Source organism: Acinetobacter sp. F16, from assembly GCF_052712855.1.
Genome location: NZ_JBRATK010000010.1, coordinates 91,902 through 106,906, shown reverse-complemented (window position 1 = coordinate 106,906; position 15,005 = coordinate 91,902). Strand labels below are relative to the sequence as shown.

General features: G+C 40.6%; 17 protein-coding genes. 5 read left to right on the top strand and 12 right to left on the bottom strand.

Annotated elements, in window-relative coordinates:
• Positions 1-416: 416 nt before the first annotated feature.
• The 4 genes from ACU0NF_RS08085 to ftsY all read right to left on the bottom strand — a co-directional run bounded on the left by ACU0NF_RS08085 (position 417) and on the right by ftsY (position 4,053).
• Positions 417-1,067, bottom strand: a complete 651-nt coding sequence (locus tag ACU0NF_RS08085) for a DUF2057 family protein (RefSeq protein ID WP_445660748.1) — start codon at positions 1,065-1,067, stop codon at positions 417-419.
• Positions 1,068-1,277: 210 nt separating this feature from the next.
• Positions 1,278-1,871 carry a nitroreductase family protein gene (locus tag ACU0NF_RS08080; protein WP_445660747.1) on the bottom strand — a complete coding sequence of 198 codons (594 nt, stop codon included), beginning with the start codon at positions 1,869-1,871 and terminating at the stop codon, positions 1,278-1,280.
• 200 nt (positions 1,872-2,071) lie between these two features.
• Positions 2,072-2,758 (bottom strand): nitroreductase family protein, encoded by a 687-nt coding sequence (locus ACU0NF_RS08075; RefSeq protein WP_445660746.1) that lies wholly within the window; start codon positions 2,756-2,758, stop codon positions 2,072-2,074.
• 191 nt (positions 2,759-2,949) lie between these two features.
• Positions 2,950-4,053, bottom strand: a complete 1,104-nt coding sequence (gene ftsY, locus ACU0NF_RS08070; RefSeq protein WP_445660745.1) for a signal recognition particle-docking protein FtsY — start codon at positions 4,051-4,053, stop codon at positions 2,950-2,952.
• 253 nt (positions 4,054-4,306) lie between these two features.
• Here ftsY and ACU0NF_RS08065 point away from each other — a divergent pair, with 253 nt between their 5' ends.
• Positions 4,307-5,617 (top strand): M16 family metallopeptidase, encoded by a 1,311-nt coding sequence (locus ACU0NF_RS08065; RefSeq protein WP_445660744.1) that lies wholly within the window; start codon positions 4,307-4,309, stop codon positions 5,615-5,617.
• Between the two features lie 11 nt (positions 5,618-5,628).
• Positions 5,629-7,230: a M16 family metallopeptidase gene (locus ACU0NF_RS08060; protein ID WP_445660743.1), complete on the top strand. Its 1,602-nt coding sequence runs from the start codon at positions 5,629-5,631 to the stop codon at positions 7,228-7,230.
• Here ACU0NF_RS08060 and ACU0NF_RS08055 read toward each other — a convergent pair.
• Positions 7,157-7,477, bottom strand: a complete 321-nt coding sequence (locus ACU0NF_RS08055) for a hypothetical protein (protein WP_445660742.1) — start codon at positions 7,475-7,477, stop codon at positions 7,157-7,159. The two genes, ACU0NF_RS08060 and ACU0NF_RS08055, sit on opposite strands and share 74 nt — an antisense overlap.
• A 106-nt stretch (positions 7,478-7,583) precedes the next feature.
• On the bottom strand, positions 7,584-7,943 hold the full coding sequence (locus ACU0NF_RS08050) for a hypothetical protein (RefSeq protein ID WP_445660741.1): 360 nt from the start codon (positions 7,941-7,943) through the stop codon (positions 7,584-7,586).
• 224 nt (positions 7,944-8,167) lie between these two features.
• On the opposite strand from ACU0NF_RS08050, the gene ACU0NF_RS08045 reads away from it, so the two are divergent.
• From ACU0NF_RS08045 to ACU0NF_RS08035, 3 genes are all read left to right on the top strand, one after another.
• On the top strand, positions 8,168-8,401 hold the full coding sequence (locus ACU0NF_RS08045; protein WP_171536984.1) for a hypothetical protein: 234 nt from the start codon (positions 8,168-8,170) through the stop codon (positions 8,399-8,401).
• A 138-nt stretch (positions 8,402-8,539) separates the two neighbouring features.
• Positions 8,540-8,914, top strand: a complete 375-nt coding sequence (locus ACU0NF_RS08040) for a DUF2750 domain-containing protein (RefSeq protein ID WP_131266391.1) — start codon at positions 8,540-8,542, stop codon at positions 8,912-8,914.
• 132 nt (positions 8,915-9,046) lie between these two features.
• Positions 9,047-9,478 carry a CBS domain-containing protein gene (locus tag ACU0NF_RS08035; RefSeq protein WP_171536985.1) on the top strand — a complete coding sequence of 144 codons (432 nt, stop codon included), beginning with the start codon at positions 9,047-9,049 and terminating at the stop codon, positions 9,476-9,478.
• 149 nt (positions 9,479-9,627) lie between these two features.
• Here ACU0NF_RS08035 and trpB read toward each other — a convergent pair whose 3' ends face one another.
• The 6 genes from trpB to ACU0NF_RS08005 form a co-directional block, all read right to left on the bottom strand.
• Positions 9,628-10,836 carry a tryptophan synthase subunit beta gene (trpB, locus tag ACU0NF_RS08030; protein ID WP_445660740.1) on the bottom strand — a complete coding sequence of 403 codons (1,209 nt, stop codon included), beginning with the start codon at positions 10,834-10,836 and terminating at the stop codon, positions 9,628-9,630.
• Positions 10,837-10,882: 46 nt separating this feature from the next.
• A complete protein-coding gene (locus ACU0NF_RS08025; protein ID WP_445660739.1) occupies positions 10,883-12,070 on the bottom strand; it encodes a vWA domain-containing protein in 1,188 nt (395 codons plus the stop codon).
• Between the two features lie 13 nt (positions 12,071-12,083).
• Complete coding sequence (locus tag ACU0NF_RS08020) at positions 12,084-12,935, bottom strand: AAA family ATPase (RefSeq protein WP_445660738.1); 852 nt, start codon at positions 12,933-12,935, stop codon at positions 12,084-12,086.
• Positions 12,936-12,956: 21 nt separating this feature from the next.
• Positions 12,957-13,340, bottom strand: a complete 384-nt coding sequence (locus ACU0NF_RS08015) for a hypothetical protein (RefSeq protein ID WP_445660737.1) — start codon at positions 13,338-13,340, stop codon at positions 12,957-12,959.
• Between the two features lie 21 nt (positions 13,341-13,361).
• Positions 13,362-13,670, bottom strand: coding sequence for a YcgL domain-containing protein (locus ACU0NF_RS08010; protein ID WP_171537938.1), 309 nt, complete (start codon positions 13,668-13,670; stop codon positions 13,362-13,364).
• 128 nt (positions 13,671-13,798) lie between these two features.
• Positions 13,799-14,941, bottom strand: coding sequence for a ribonuclease D (locus ACU0NF_RS08005; RefSeq protein WP_445660736.1), 1,143 nt, complete (start codon positions 14,939-14,941; stop codon positions 13,799-13,801).
• Positions 14,942-15,005: the final 64 nt, after the last annotated feature.

Below are 15,005 nucleotides of genomic sequence, written 5' to 3'. Positions count from 1 at the left end.
TTCGAGTAATTCTTACCATCAATCAATGAAAATAATTTCGATCGATCAACCAGTAAAAATCCACACAAGTTGTTCTTCATAATCTCTTAATGATCTTCTTGCTCTTCGTCAGAGACAAGTTTCAACGCAATAAACTAAACAACTTAACCAAATCAGCTAAGTTCGTTTGCTGTATCGCGTCGGGATGCTGCGTATTCTATACAGTTTCTCAAGGCGCGCAACCCCTATTTATCAAAATAACCTTAAAACAGAACCGACTGTTTATTTTTTAAACCAAAATGCTATTTTTCTCACTTTTAAAGTCTTTTTTCTACTATTTCTTAGCTAAAAAACACTCATTCCCACATCACAACTACAGCCATAAAAAGAAAAACCCGCTCAAGCGGATTTTTTCGTTAAATGAATGAATTCATGTATTAGTTCGCTTGTTCAGCCAACCAAGCCATAAATTTTTGACGTTCAGCTGTATTCGCACTTTTCCAAAGCTGAATCAGTTGCTGATCCGTGGAATGATTAGAATTAACAATTGTGCCCGAATTTAGACTTGTTGTTTGTGCATATATAGCAGCAGGTTGATTAACAGGTGCAGATTTCTTTTGGGTTAAGTCTGTGGCTTTTGCAAAAATACCTTGTCCTAACCAGGGTTTTTGTTCTGTGTTTGCACATGTTTGTTGAACCAGTAATTGTTTGTTTTTATCAACCAAAGCAATAATAGGTTGTTCCGCATATTTTTTTGCAGCTTCAAAACTTGCTGGTGCATTAACTAAATCTAATCGGTAATTTTCACCCTCTTTTAACAATGGGGTTTTTAGCGTCACTACACCAGACTTCACAATATCGTGTTCACCATTCAGATGTTCGAAATATTGGGTGTAACGCACACTTATCAGACTTTCCCCTGCATCGACTTTATATTGATTATTCGCCGAGCGGAATAATCCTGTATTAACTTCCTGATCATTTACTGCAAGAATTTTAATTTCTTCAGGTGCCGTAATCGTGACTGCCGAAAATGCAGCCCCACTGATCATTAATGCAGCTGCAGCAAAGGTTAATCTTAAAGCCATTCTGCTTTCTCTTTTTCATTGTTAAAATTGAATTGCACTATGCAATGTATCAATGACGATTTTATGACAAAGCCATTTTCAATACACCAGCATTTTCAAGACTTTGTTGAGATAAGCTTTGCAACTTCCTAGATATAAATATTGAAGTCTTTTTGAGCCATAAAAAAGAGCGTTAAATAACGCTCTCTATAACTTTAAATGAAGAAAAATTTAGTCAAATTTCTTAAACCGCGCTTTATCATCCATAAATGTTTTTTCTCCGGCAAGTGCTTCTATTGAGCCAAACACCAATTGAGCACGTAATTTCCAGTTTTCAGGAATATCGAAAGTCTCTGCAACTTCATCATCAATTACAGGATGATAATGCTGTAATGAGGCCCCGATATGTTGCTCTGCCAATGCTGTCCATACGGCAAACTGCGCAATAGCGCTTGAATGTTCTGACCATACGGGGAAATGGTCGGCATATGAAGCAAATTGTTGTTGCAATGATTTTACGACATCTTGATCTTCAAAAAATAAAACGGTGCCATAACCGGCTGCAAAACTATTAATTTTTGCATTTGTTTTTTCAAAGGTATCTTCTGGTACCATTTTACGCAATGTTTCACGCACGATATCCCAAAATTTGCTATGCGAATCACCATATAGCGTAACCACTCGCGATGTCTGTGAATTAAAAGCGGATGGGCTATGACGCACTGCATCTTTAATAATTTCTTCGATTTTATCTTGTGCTAATGGAACATTTTTACCAATGGCATAAATCGTACGGCGTTGTTTCATGTGATCTAAAAATGACATTGCATCACCCTCTTTTGATTTTTGTTAAACATTATTAGGATGGATTCATCTTAGGTTAATTCTATGCGGGGTACATGACTAAAAAAGTGACATTATGTTTTATTTATAGAACAATTAGATGAAATGCTTTTTGAATTTTATGCTGATTTAAAAACAGAAAAAGCACCTATAACAAGTGCTTTATTTGCTCATAACATCGATTAGACCAATATTCTAAATCGCTCTCCATCTTGTGGATCATATTTAAGCTCAGCGTCTTGCTCAATTGAACCAAAAACCAGTTGCGCTCGAAGCAACCACGATGCGTCTATTTTAAAATAGTCGGCAACTGCTGAATCTATACTCGGGTTATAGTGTTGCAGGCAAGCACCAACACCCGAATCAGCTAAAGTAGTCCATACTGCATATTGCGCCATGCCTGAAGTCTGTTCTGACCAGACTGGGAAATCATCCGCATTAAAAGGAATTTTCTTTTGTAGTCGCTGAATGGTTTGCTGATCCTCATAAAAAAGAACCGTACCAAAACCTGCGGCACATTGCTCTATCTTCATCTCTGTACCTGCAAAAACATGCCCCGCAACTAATTTTCGTTGTACTTCTTTGACGATGTCCCAAAATCTTTCATGAGACTCACCAAATAACACTACAACGCGTGAACTTTGAGAATTCAAGGCAGATGGGCAACTTCGTACCGCTGCCTGAATGAGTTCTGCCAAATAGGCTTGACTATAATGAACTTTCTTCCCAAGCACATAGATGCTACGGCGTTTTTTCAAATGATCAACAAAAGTGAGTTGGTGTATTTCTTCAGCAACGCGTTTTTTAAGCTTAAAATCTTTGGTGATATCTGCCGTCAGGACATGACCAATTTTTTCTAACAATGCCACAGCAGTACTCCCCAATACCAATGCCAAAGCTTGTAATAGCTTTTGATTCTAATCGTTTCTTGGGGACTTCTTTGCATAAGTTATTTTTAGATGTTGTTTTTTAAATCAGTCAATTAGCTTAAAAACAACAAACTCCGCACTTGGCGGAGTTTGTGTGAAACATCAAGCATTTTGCTTTTCTGTTTCGACTTTTACTTTTCTGTTTCAAATAGTGCTGCAACAAAAGATTTTGCTGAAAACGGACGTAAATCGTCAATTTTTTCACCCACACCAATAAAACGAATTGGTACATGGGTACGACTGGCAATATTAAACAGCACACCGCCCTTAGCCGTACCATCAAGCTTAGTAATGGTCAGTCCAGTTAGGCCAACAGCTTCATCAAACATTTCAACTTGATTAATTGCATTTTGACCTGTACCTGCATCCACCACCAACATGATTTCATGCGGTGCAGTTGCATCAATTTTTTGCATCACGCGTTTAACTTTGGTCAGCTCTTGCATCAAGTGACTTTTATTATGTAAACGTCCTGCGGTATCCGCAATCAAAACATCAACACCTTTAGCACGCGCACTTTCAAAGGCATCAAAAATCACTGACGCACTATCCGCGCCATGACCTTGTGCAACCACTGCAATATTATTACGATCACCCCAAATTTGAAGCTGTTCTGTTGCTGCAGCACGGAATGTATCGCCCGCGGCCAACATCACTTTCTTGCCTTCACCTTGTAAGCGTTTTGCCAGCTTACCAATGGTTGTGGTTTTGCCTACACCATTGACGCCCACCACCAAAATAACAAATGGTGCTTTATTTGGGTCAATGTGCAAAGGCTTGACACGTGGAGCAAGGATCGCCACCAGCTCTTCTTGCAAAGCCTTATACAGCGAATGTGAATAGATCAAATCGCCACGTGTGGTACGCTCGGTTAAATTGGCAATAATGGTTTTGGTCGCATCAACACCAATGTCCGCAACCAGTAATTGCTCTTCAACTTCCTCTAGTAATTCGTCATCGATTTCTTTACCACCGATCAGAATATTCACCATGCCATCAGCAAGGTTTTTACGGGTTTTAGTTAAGCCAACTTTCATGCGGCTAAAAAAGCCACCCTTAGATGCATCATCTTGCTCAGTTTCTGTGGCTACAGGCGCAGAAACAATTGCTTGTTCTTGTTTTGGAGTTTCAACAATAGGTACATTTACCACAGGTAAATTCGGTAAAGTGACATCGTCATCCCCGATATCAGCATCAATCAAAAATTTATTTTGCCCATTAGATTGCTGTTGCATGCCGAATCCTTGAAAAGCATTGCGTTGAAAAACAAGGATTCTAGCATAGATTTCCTTTGCAATCCCCAGTAGACATACAACACACCAAAAACGAACAACTCCGCCTTGCTTTCAAACAGGAATTTCTTAAAAATAATCATAAATACAATGAATCACTTTGGTAAATATTGTGCTCAAAATTTATGTCTCACTTTTTCCAAAGCTGCCTTTTTTAAAAAAATATATTTTACCCCTGGGCTTTGCCTTGCTCTGCATGCAAAGTGGATGGGTTCATGCCGAGACACGCAGTGAGTTAGCACGCACCACCTTTGAAACCACACTTAAAAATGGCTTAAAAGTAATTATTCGCGAAGACCATCGCTCACCTATGGTAATGACGCAAATTTGGTATGGTGTCGGAAGTAGTGATGAATCAGGGAATTTACTGGGCATTTCCCATGTTCTGGAACATATGATGTTCAAAGGAACCAGTAAAGTTCCCAATGACGAATTTACCCGCTTAAGCCGTATTTATGGCGGCCGCATAAATGCCTCAACCTTTACCAACCACACCAATTATTATCAGCTTTATCCGAAAACCTATTTACCGATGGCGTTGGAACTTGAAGCGGATCGCATGAGTAATCTGCTGTTACGTCAGCAAGATTTTGATCCGGAAATGAAAGTGGTGATGGAAGAACGGCGCTTACGCACAGATGACAATCCAAGATCACTTGCATTCGAACGATTCAAATGGATTGCTTATCCCACCAGCCATTATCGACAACCGGTGATTGGCCACATGAAGAATCTTCAAAACATTCAGCTTGAAGATGTCAAAAAATGGTATCGCGACTGGTATATCCCGAATAATGCCATCTTGATTATTGTCGGCGATGTGGATTCTGAGAATGCCTTGCTGCAAGTACAAAAGTATTTTGGTGATATTCCTGCCAGAAAAATACCGGCCAGAAATGATGTTCTAGAGTTTGATCGTGTCGGTTACCGCCATATGGAACTCAACCTACCGGTACAAGTGCCGAATTTATTTATGGCCTGGAATGTCCGCTCACTGGTAACGGCCAAAAATCCACAGGATGCTTATGCGCTGACGATTATTAAAAATTTATTAGACAGCGGAATTTCCTCCCGGCTACAAGACCGACTGGTCCGTGACAAGAAAGTTTTAACGGCGATTAGCGTTTCTTACGATCCCTATAGTCGTGGAGACAGCTTGCTCAGTATTTCTGCATTGCCTGTTGATGGCGTGAGTTTGCAAGAAGCTGAAAAAGCCATTCAAAATGAAATTGATTTATTAAAAACCGAACTGATTAAACCCGAAGAAGTTGAACGCGTGACGGCTAAATTCGTATCCAATTTAGTCTATAGCCAGGACGATATTGCAGGTCAAACCAAAATGATCGGCAATCTGGAGATCAATGGTCTAAGTTTTCGCTTGATGGATGAACTGCCAAAGCATTTTGAAACAGTCACTCCCCAAGATATTCAGCGCGTAGCGAATATTTATTTTAGCCGCGACAATCTCAGCACCTTATATCTTTCTCCCGAAAACAAAGCACAATAATGGAATTATACATGTCGAAGCTACGCCCTCTTGTTTTACTCGGTTCTATTATTGCTGCCCAATCTGTAGTTGCCGAAGTAGATTTAACTAGCATGAGCGATGCCAATCCGGCTCATTTAAGCTCGATTCCCCTATTACAAAGTCTGAAAATCAATCACCAGCAACTTCAATTTAATGCCCCTTACGTTCATGAACTGAAGAATCGCTATAAAGTCCGCAGCCTGTTTGTAGAGTCAAAAGATCTGCCTATGATCGATATTCAACTCACCTTTAATGCGGGTGCCGCGCGAGATGAAGAGGTTGCTCCAGGTTTGTATGGTATTGCCAATATGGCCGCAAAGCTGATTGACGAAGGCACAGAACAATATACTGCTAATGATATTGCTAGTGCTTTTGAACGCGTGGGGGCTAAATTTAGTGCTCAAGCTTATCGGGATATGTTTGTTGTAAAACTAAGGGTGCTCTCTGACCCTAAAAAACTTGAGCCGGCTTTAGCCATGATGATGGAAGTTTTAAATCATTCGACCTTTAAAAAATCCAGTATTAATCTGGTCTTAAGCAATACCCAAGTGGGTCAGAAGCAAATTAAGGAAAGTCCGAGCCGGATGATGAGTGTTCAGTTTTATCGAGCGCTATATGGAAAACATCCCTATGCAGAACCGATTAGCGGAACACAACGCAGCATCAGTAAAATTACCCCAGTACAACTGAAACAGTTTAGTGACCAATTTCTGGTGGCACAAAATCTGAATATCGCCATTACCGGTCAACTCAGCGCCAAAGAAGCACTACAACTTTCTGAACGCATTGCTGGCAATTTAAAACAGGGCGAAAAAGCTAAACCCTTGGCTCAGCCACTCGACAAATCGGCTTTTGATATCCGCCACATAGCCTTTAACTCTAGCCAAGCGCATGTAATGATGGGGCATTTGGGCACCACACGATTTGATCCAGATCGTTTAGCTTTGGAAGTTGCCAATCAGATGTTGGGTGGAAGTGGCTTTAATTCTGTATTGATGAAAGAGCTACGGGTTAAACGCGGCTACACTTATGGGGCGTATAGCTCTTTTTCATTTAGCCAGGTGCCGGGTACTTTTAGTTTTAGTTACTCAACCCGACAAGACCAACTGCTCGACAGCATACAAGTTGCTCATCAGGCTTTAGTCAATTTTGTTCAGCAACCGATTGATCACAAACAGCTGGAAGAAACTAAAGCGGGAATGTTACGGGCATTTCCAAATAATTATAGTAGCAATGCCAATATTAATGCCCAGTTAGGCTCAATAGGTTTTTACAACCAAACTGCAGATTATTTGAATGAATATCCCAAGTTATTAGAAAAAATTACCGCACAAGATATCCAAAATGCAATCCGGAAACATCTGCATCCTGAGCGCTTAACCATCATCGTGGTCAATGACAAATTAGATAAACAGGCCTTGAAAACAGCTCTCAATCAAAATCTGCTTCCAGATCAAAATCTGCTTCCAGATACAGCTAAGCTTCCAGCACCTTCAATCGAGCAAATCCCTAAAACGATTATTGCTCCGCCTGCAAAGGAGGTAATTGATGTGCCTGTGTCATTTCCAACTGATGCGCCTGCATCAATTTAAAGTATTGACCGTAAGGAACCTGTGGCTGCTGCATCAGCTGCAAAGCCATTTCTTGAGTATCAGGATAATTGGCCTGAGATGAAAGTTTTACAATATTTTCAAATTGGGTAACTGAAATTGGTCGATGCAAGGCAATAAGGGCAAGGATTAATATAATGGCGATAATCGCAACAATGAGCACGTTATAAACATTTTCAAGCTTTATTTCAGATTTTAATTGAACAATTTTTTGTATAGCAATATGCATAACCTACCTCGAACTCAAGGTAGTGTATGGCGCGTTAAAAATAAGTACAAGCAGATTTGCTCAATTTCAAAGCACTTGTGGCAGAAATTGAGCAATCATCAATTACTTATCCCATTACGTTTCTGATTACGGCAAAGTAAAGCACCATTGCAATAATGGCCAAGACCACCGCAATTGCAAAAACCCCGACACCTCTTTCTGAATCAGCTGGATGCAGTTCATCATCATCCGCGACACGCATTAACTCGCCATTATAAACATCATAAAATTGTTCCCGTTGTTGGATATCCAGCTGACGGGTAAAATCATAAACTCTCTTGCGCTGAGCCAGACAAAAATTACCCAGATGAATTTCCTGATGAAAAACTGCTTCGTCTAAATTTTTGCGGTGTTGATGAGCGAGCTCAACAATTTGAGCTGCGGTTGGAGGCAAATCAAAATTCAAACCATCTAATGTTTTTGTCATGTTATTCTCCTTATACTTAAGAGTTTCCGTACATCCATCTTAATAAAAAATCATTTTGTGCATTGTTTAATCATGTAAACTTGAATTAACCCAAAAAACCCACATATATTGTTTGACAATTTATCTTCGTTGTAATATTACTTTAACAATACCAAGTTAAATTAGTATTAAGACGAATATAGAAGTCTGACCTTAGCAATCATAATTACAATAAGGAGTTTAATATGATTCAACAACTCTCTCCTCAAGATTTAGAACATGTATATGCAGATGCAGTAAATACGATTCAATTTCAAATGAATTTTGCAGATGCGGTTCAAAAATTGGAAGAAGTCGCTCGTGCTGGGCATGGTAAAGCAGCATTATTCTTGGCAGAACTTTATTATCAAGGTTTCCGCGTGGAACGAGACTCGCTAAAAGCGCAGTATTGGCAGAATTTAGCCACCATGCAAGCATAATAAAACGTCACCCAGGTGGCGTTTTTTAATGCCTATAGTTTTTAAATACATATTTTCTTACATTGTTTGTCAAAGCTTACACATAACTTTCATCTAAATTTCCTACAATAGCTGCTGAAGTCACTAGATGCTTTTGGTATGAATCGAATTAAATCTTTACACCCTATTCCTAAAGACTTGTTCTTTAAAATCACGCTTTTAAAGTCAATGATGTACTGCGGTGTACTCTGGGGTTTATATCACCAACAAGGCTGGGCCATGATGTCTGACCATGAAGACTTCATTTTTCCATTTTGGCTTAACAGTGTTCAAGCGCATAAATATGCCGAGCTACATTGGCCAGACTATACTCCTCGTAAAATCACGCCTCAGGATTTTCAGGAATCTTTATTGCCGACATTGACGCGTTTAAAAGTCACCCCTGCTTTATGTAATTCTTCAAGTCGAAAATTTAAATTGACCACTCAACAAATGCGTCATTTTTTCTTCTCTGAATCTTTACAGCCTGCTTAACAGTTGTGCAAATAACCAAAGCGAAAAACAGAGAAATGTAAAATTAAGTTTCTGAATTGAAAAGTGTTTGCATTTTTCTGATTTCGCGCTAAGTTTAATGTCAAAGAACAAAACAACAAAGGATGATAATAAATGACCAATGTAGCACAAGTTCTTCAGGACAAAATTGAACAAACCACCTTTACCATCAGTCCAGAAGCAACTGTACTTGAAGCGATTTCACTTATGGCAAATAAAGGCATTGGCGCAGTTGTGGTCACTGACCAGGATAAAGTAGTCGGTATTCTTTCTGAGCGTGATTACACGCGCAAAGTGATGTTAATGGAACGTACCTCTAAAGAAACTGCAGTGCAGGAAATTATGACTGCAAAAGTATTAACCGTGACCAAATCGACCAGTGTTGAAACTTGCTTGGATCTGATGACAGATCGCCATTTACGTCATCTTCCTGTTGTTGAAAATGACAGACTCATCGGCTTGATCTCAATTGGAGACTTAGTCAAAGCCGTCATGGATGACCAGCGTAAATTGATTGATCAGCTACAACAATATATTGCCAGTTAAACGCTTAAATCCAATAAAAAACCTCTCGAAACGAGAGGTTTTTTTTGTGGCCTATATTAGGAGTTAAGCCCTCTCCTTTTAGGAGAGGGCTTGGGAGAGGTAAAATTACCTCATCCTAAGCTTCCGCTTAAAAAGGAAGGAAATATGAGTTAGTTCAGGCCTAATTTTTCCGCAACATAATCGGAGTCTTTATCACCACGACCGGATAAGTTCACCACAATTTTCACGTCATTCGCCATTTTGGGTGCTTCACGTATCGCCCATGCTACGGCATGTGAACTTTCCAGCGCAGGTACAATTCCTTCTACACGTGACAATGTCATAAAGGCATCCAAACATTCCTGATCTGTTGCCGTTGAGTATTCCACACGACCCAAGTCTTTCAGGAAGCTGTGCTGTGGACCTACACCCGGATAATCCAGGCCAGAAGCAATTGAATGTACGGGTAAAGGTTCACCCTGCTCATCTTCAAGCACATAACACGCCATGCCATGCAGCTGACTCGGTTTACCCAAAGTCAAGGTTGCAGAATGCATATTGGTATCCAGACCATGTCCTGCAGGTTCCACACCCACAAGTTTCACATCGGATTCATTTAAAAATGCGGTGAAAGCACCCATTGCATTTGAACCACCACCGACACAAGCCACGATGTAATCTGGGTTCGAGCCGAAACGGTCATGGGTTTGAACTTTAATTTCATCGCCAATAATGGACTGGAAATCACGTACCATTTTCGGGAAAGGATGTGGACCGACGACTGAACCAATGGCATAGATAAAGTTTTTCGGATCTTTTAGGTATTCCTCAAACGCGCTATCGACTGCATCTTTTAATGTTGCCGTACCACGTGTGACAGAAATCAGGGTTGCACCCAAAATTTTCATTTTCACGACATTTGGATGTTCTTTTTCAATATCCACCTGGCCCATGTGAATTTCACACGGAATACCGACTAAGGCACAGGCGGTCGCCAAAGCAACGCCATGCTGCCCTGCACCGGTTTCTGCGATCACTTTAGTTTTACCCATATATTTGGCAAGTAAAGCTTCGCCTAGGCAGTGGTTAATTTTGTGTGCGCCAGTGTGGTTTAAATCTTCACGTTTCAGGTAAATTTGCGCACCACCCAATTGATCGGACAAACGTTTGGCATGAAACAGCGGACTTGGACGACCGACATAATTGGCAAACAAATCTGTCAGTTCATTTTGAAATTCTGCAGTATGGCGAATTTGCTCATACGCCACATTAATTTCATCCATCGCCTCTTTTAAATGAGGTGGAATAAATTGACCCCCATATTGTCCAAAGAAACCTTCTTCATTGGGTAATGGGATACCATTAATTTGATGAGTCATTTTCCAATTCCTTCATTTAAAACCAGTGCGTTGAGTTTTATTATGCTTAGCGAGATAAATACTTTGTCATATCTTCCACACCTTTCAAGGTCATTGGATACATATGATCTTCAAAAATCTGCTTAATTTGACCAATGGTATGGGTGTAATGCCAATAACGGTCTTCTTCAGGATTCAGCCAGGCGGTTTTTTCAAAATGCTGACGTAAACGCTGCAACCAGACATTACCCGCTTCATCATTCATATATTCAACCGAACCACCCACAGAGCTTAGCTCATAGGGTGCCATACTGGCATCGCCAACAACAATTACCCGATAGTCGCGACCATAAGTATTGAATAAATCCCAAGTGTTCATTCGCGTGTTGGAACGACGGATATTGTCTTTCCACACATAATCGTACAGACAATTATGAAAATAAAAATACTCTAAAGTTTTAAATTCTGTTTTGGCTGCACTAAACAGTTTTTCACATTGCGCGATGTGTGAATCCATCGATCCACCAACATCAAACAACATCAGCACTTTAATACGGTTACGACGTTCAGGCACCAGCTGTACATCTAAAATACCCTGCTTCGCCGTTTCACGAATGGTGCTATTGATATCCAGTTCTTCAGCGGCACCTTGACGGGCAAATTTACGCAAACGACGGAGTGCCATTTGCATTTGGCGTGTACCTAAAATCTGTTCATCATCGAGGTTTTGATATTTACGCTGTTCCCAGACTTTGACGGCAGAACGTTTACGTCCCGGGCCACCAATGCGCACGCCTTCAGGATGATCTCCATAAGCACCGAATGGCGATGTGCCACCGGTACCGATCATCTTGTTGCCGCCCTGATGCTTCTTGTGCTGCTCACGAAGACGCTCTTCCAGCATCTTCATCAGCTCTTCAAGAGAACCGGCTTTTTTAAGCTGTTCGCGCTGTTCAGGCGTCAGATGCTTTTCGATCAGTTCAAGGTCAAACCAGTCTTTCGGCAGTTTATGCACCTGATTGAGCAATTCATCCAGATCAAAAGTCGAGATGCCATCAAAGTAATCTTTCATGGCACGGTCAAACTTGTCAAAGAAGCGCTCATCTTTGACCATCACGGTTTTTGCCAGTTGATAAAACTCGTCCTGATCGGCAAAAACCAGACCAGACGCAACTGCTTCATTGAGGTCAATCAGTTCCCGTGTTGATACCGGTATGCCGTATTTACGTAAGGTATAAAACAATCGCACAAACATGCGTGTTTCCCCCTTAGCGACGTGACATAAAGGCTAAACGTTCAAGCAACTGTACATCTTGCTCGTTTTTAATCAGCGCGCCATACAGTGGTGGAATGGCTTTGGATTTATCATGGTTACGCAAAATATCTTCCGGCATGTCATCGGCCATCAGCAAACTTAACCAGTCAATCAGTTCAGAGGTTGAAGGTGGTTTTTTCAAACCCGGAATCTGGCGAAGTTTAAAGAAAACTTGCAAAGCTTCATTCACCAATGCTGTAGACACCTGCGGGAAATGCACATCAATAATCTCGCGCATGGTCGCTTCATCAGGAAATTCAATATAATGGAAAAAACAACGGCGCAAGAATGCATCCGGCAATTCTTTTTCATTATTTGAAGTAATGATCACAATCGGACGTTGCGTCGCCGTGATGGTTTCCCCGGTTTCATAAACAAAGAACGACATTTTGTCGAGTTCATGCAACAAGTCGTTTGGAAACTCGATGTCTGCCTTGTCAATTTCATCAATCAACAATACACAACGTTGTTCACGGGTGAATGCTTCCCACAGTTTTCCAGGTTTGATGTAGTTTTTAATATCATAAACACGATCATCGCCCAATTGGCTATCACGCAAGCGTGATACAGCATCATATTCGTACAAACCTTGCTGTGCCTTGGTGGTTGACTTGATATGCCAGGTAATCAGCTCAAGCCCCAAACTTTCAGCGACCTGTTCTGCAAGTAAAGTTTTACCTGTACCCGGCTCACCTTTAACCAAAAGCGGTTTTTGCAATGCGCGCGCAGCTTTTACGGCAAGTTTTAAACTGTCAGTCGCAATGTACTGATCTGTACCAGAAAATTGTTGAGTATCCACAGACATGATTTAACCTTATTGTTCTATTTAAAGCGGTGAACTATTTTTGCGTACTACAAACTTTGCTTTGTGGGCGGTGTATCTTGACCATAAATAGCCAACCACCAGACCAAGTCCTACAACAAATAAAATAAGGGAAGCATTTGACCAGACCAAAGCAGTTTCTTTGGTTAAAACGCCAAATAACAGCCCAAAAATTGCCGGGGCGATGGAAGCATTATTTCCTTCAGACACTGTAGGCGTCAGTAAAATCGCAAATCCAATGATCCACGTGATTCCGCCCAAAGGTTGAGGCAAGCGTTTTGCAATCGCATACCACGCCCAAAGAATAATTATGCTTCCCAATACATAAACCGTGACAGCGATGCTGTCTTCAGGAATTGAATCTAGTAGTGAAAGAAAACTATTCATCGTGCAACTCCTGAATCGACTTTAAGCACCGCGAAGCCCTTCTGGCGCAGGTTCATTCGGATTGATTAAACCTTCTGGCGGCACTTGAATAAAGAAGCCTTTGGTTTGAATTGAGTCAATCACATGCAGCACATTTACACGTGCCAATTTACGGTTTTCAGACAGTTCTAAATCCATCACAAAAGTCGCACGCCCAAATGCAACACGCATCGGTTCTGGTAAAATTTCAAGCGGACTTGCTGCTTCTGCTTCGTTTTCAGTTGGCTCAGGACGGGCAATGTAAAGATACATTTCATCTTTTTTGCTAGATTTGAAAATTGAACAATGCATAGTTGAAACAGTACTCATAAAACTTGGCTTAAGCATACAGCAAAAAAAAGACGGATACATTAGTGATTATTAACGCATCAGTCTTGATTTTGTATAAACGATAATTCTTTAATCAATCTGTTTAAAAATTATTCCATCACCTTCATTTGGGTAGACAGATATTGCTCGTCAGCATGCAGAACATCAATCAGTGGCTTGGTTAACAGCTCATAGCGCCAACCCAAAAGATAAGCTGGCAAATCCTGCTCATCATTATGAAAGACTACATGTTGATACAGTGCATTCAGCCATTTTTTACGCATCAACACTTCTTTCGGCACTGTGGTTTCGTCTACGACCGCCTGAATGACTTTATCGACCTTTTCACCAATATCTTTGGATGAATGACGAATTGGCCGTGCCATACGCAGTGGCCATTCTGCCTGCTCGGGCAAGAATTTTAATAGATCTAAAATGGTCTTGCCGTGATCACGCACGATATTTTGACGGATATCTTTAATACTGGATAACTGGAAATGATTACGCGGATTTTTTTCCACCAAATCAATCATACTGGAATTTTTCAGAATAAAGCTACGCGGATAATTCAATGCCTTAACCATCTGCTCACGCCACACCGCCAGTTGCTGTAACTGCATCAGTTGACGGCGCGAATGCCGGTAATTCCCCACATCATGGTAGAGCAATTCCAACGGGGTTTCCTGACCAATCTCATGGGTCAGATGACGGCAATCTTCAAGCGTAAACTCAAGTAAATTCTTATCGTTTAATTCATGCTGAATTTTATTGGATAAATTCATCAAATACAGCACATCATTGGCTGCATAGCTCAGCTGTTCCGGGCTAAGCGGACGTGCCAACCAGTCAGATCGCGTCTGATCTTTATCTATATCGACATCAAGCATCTGTTTTAATGCATTTTGATAGCTAACTTGCAGTCCATGTCCCAGAAAAGACAAGCCCACCTGAGTATCAAAAACATTGCTTAAGCTTTTTTGCTGTGCATAGTGATAGATCAGATCGATATCTTCACTACAGGCATGGAATATATTTTGTTGAGCATGAAACAGTTTTTTCCAAAATGCAGACAAATCCAGACTTGTCCCATCAAGCAAAAAGACCTGACCTGCAACATTAATTTGAAATACACCTAATTTAGGCCAAAGGGTATCCACTTTGATGAATTCTGTGTCTAATCCGTAAATGGATGTCTGACCCATCAAATGCAAAATATTTTCTAAGTCTTTTTGGTGCTGAATGAACTGAAACATATTACCGAGTCTAAAATCAGATTCTCTTTCAAAGTATATTAACCGATATATAGCATTTAGATAT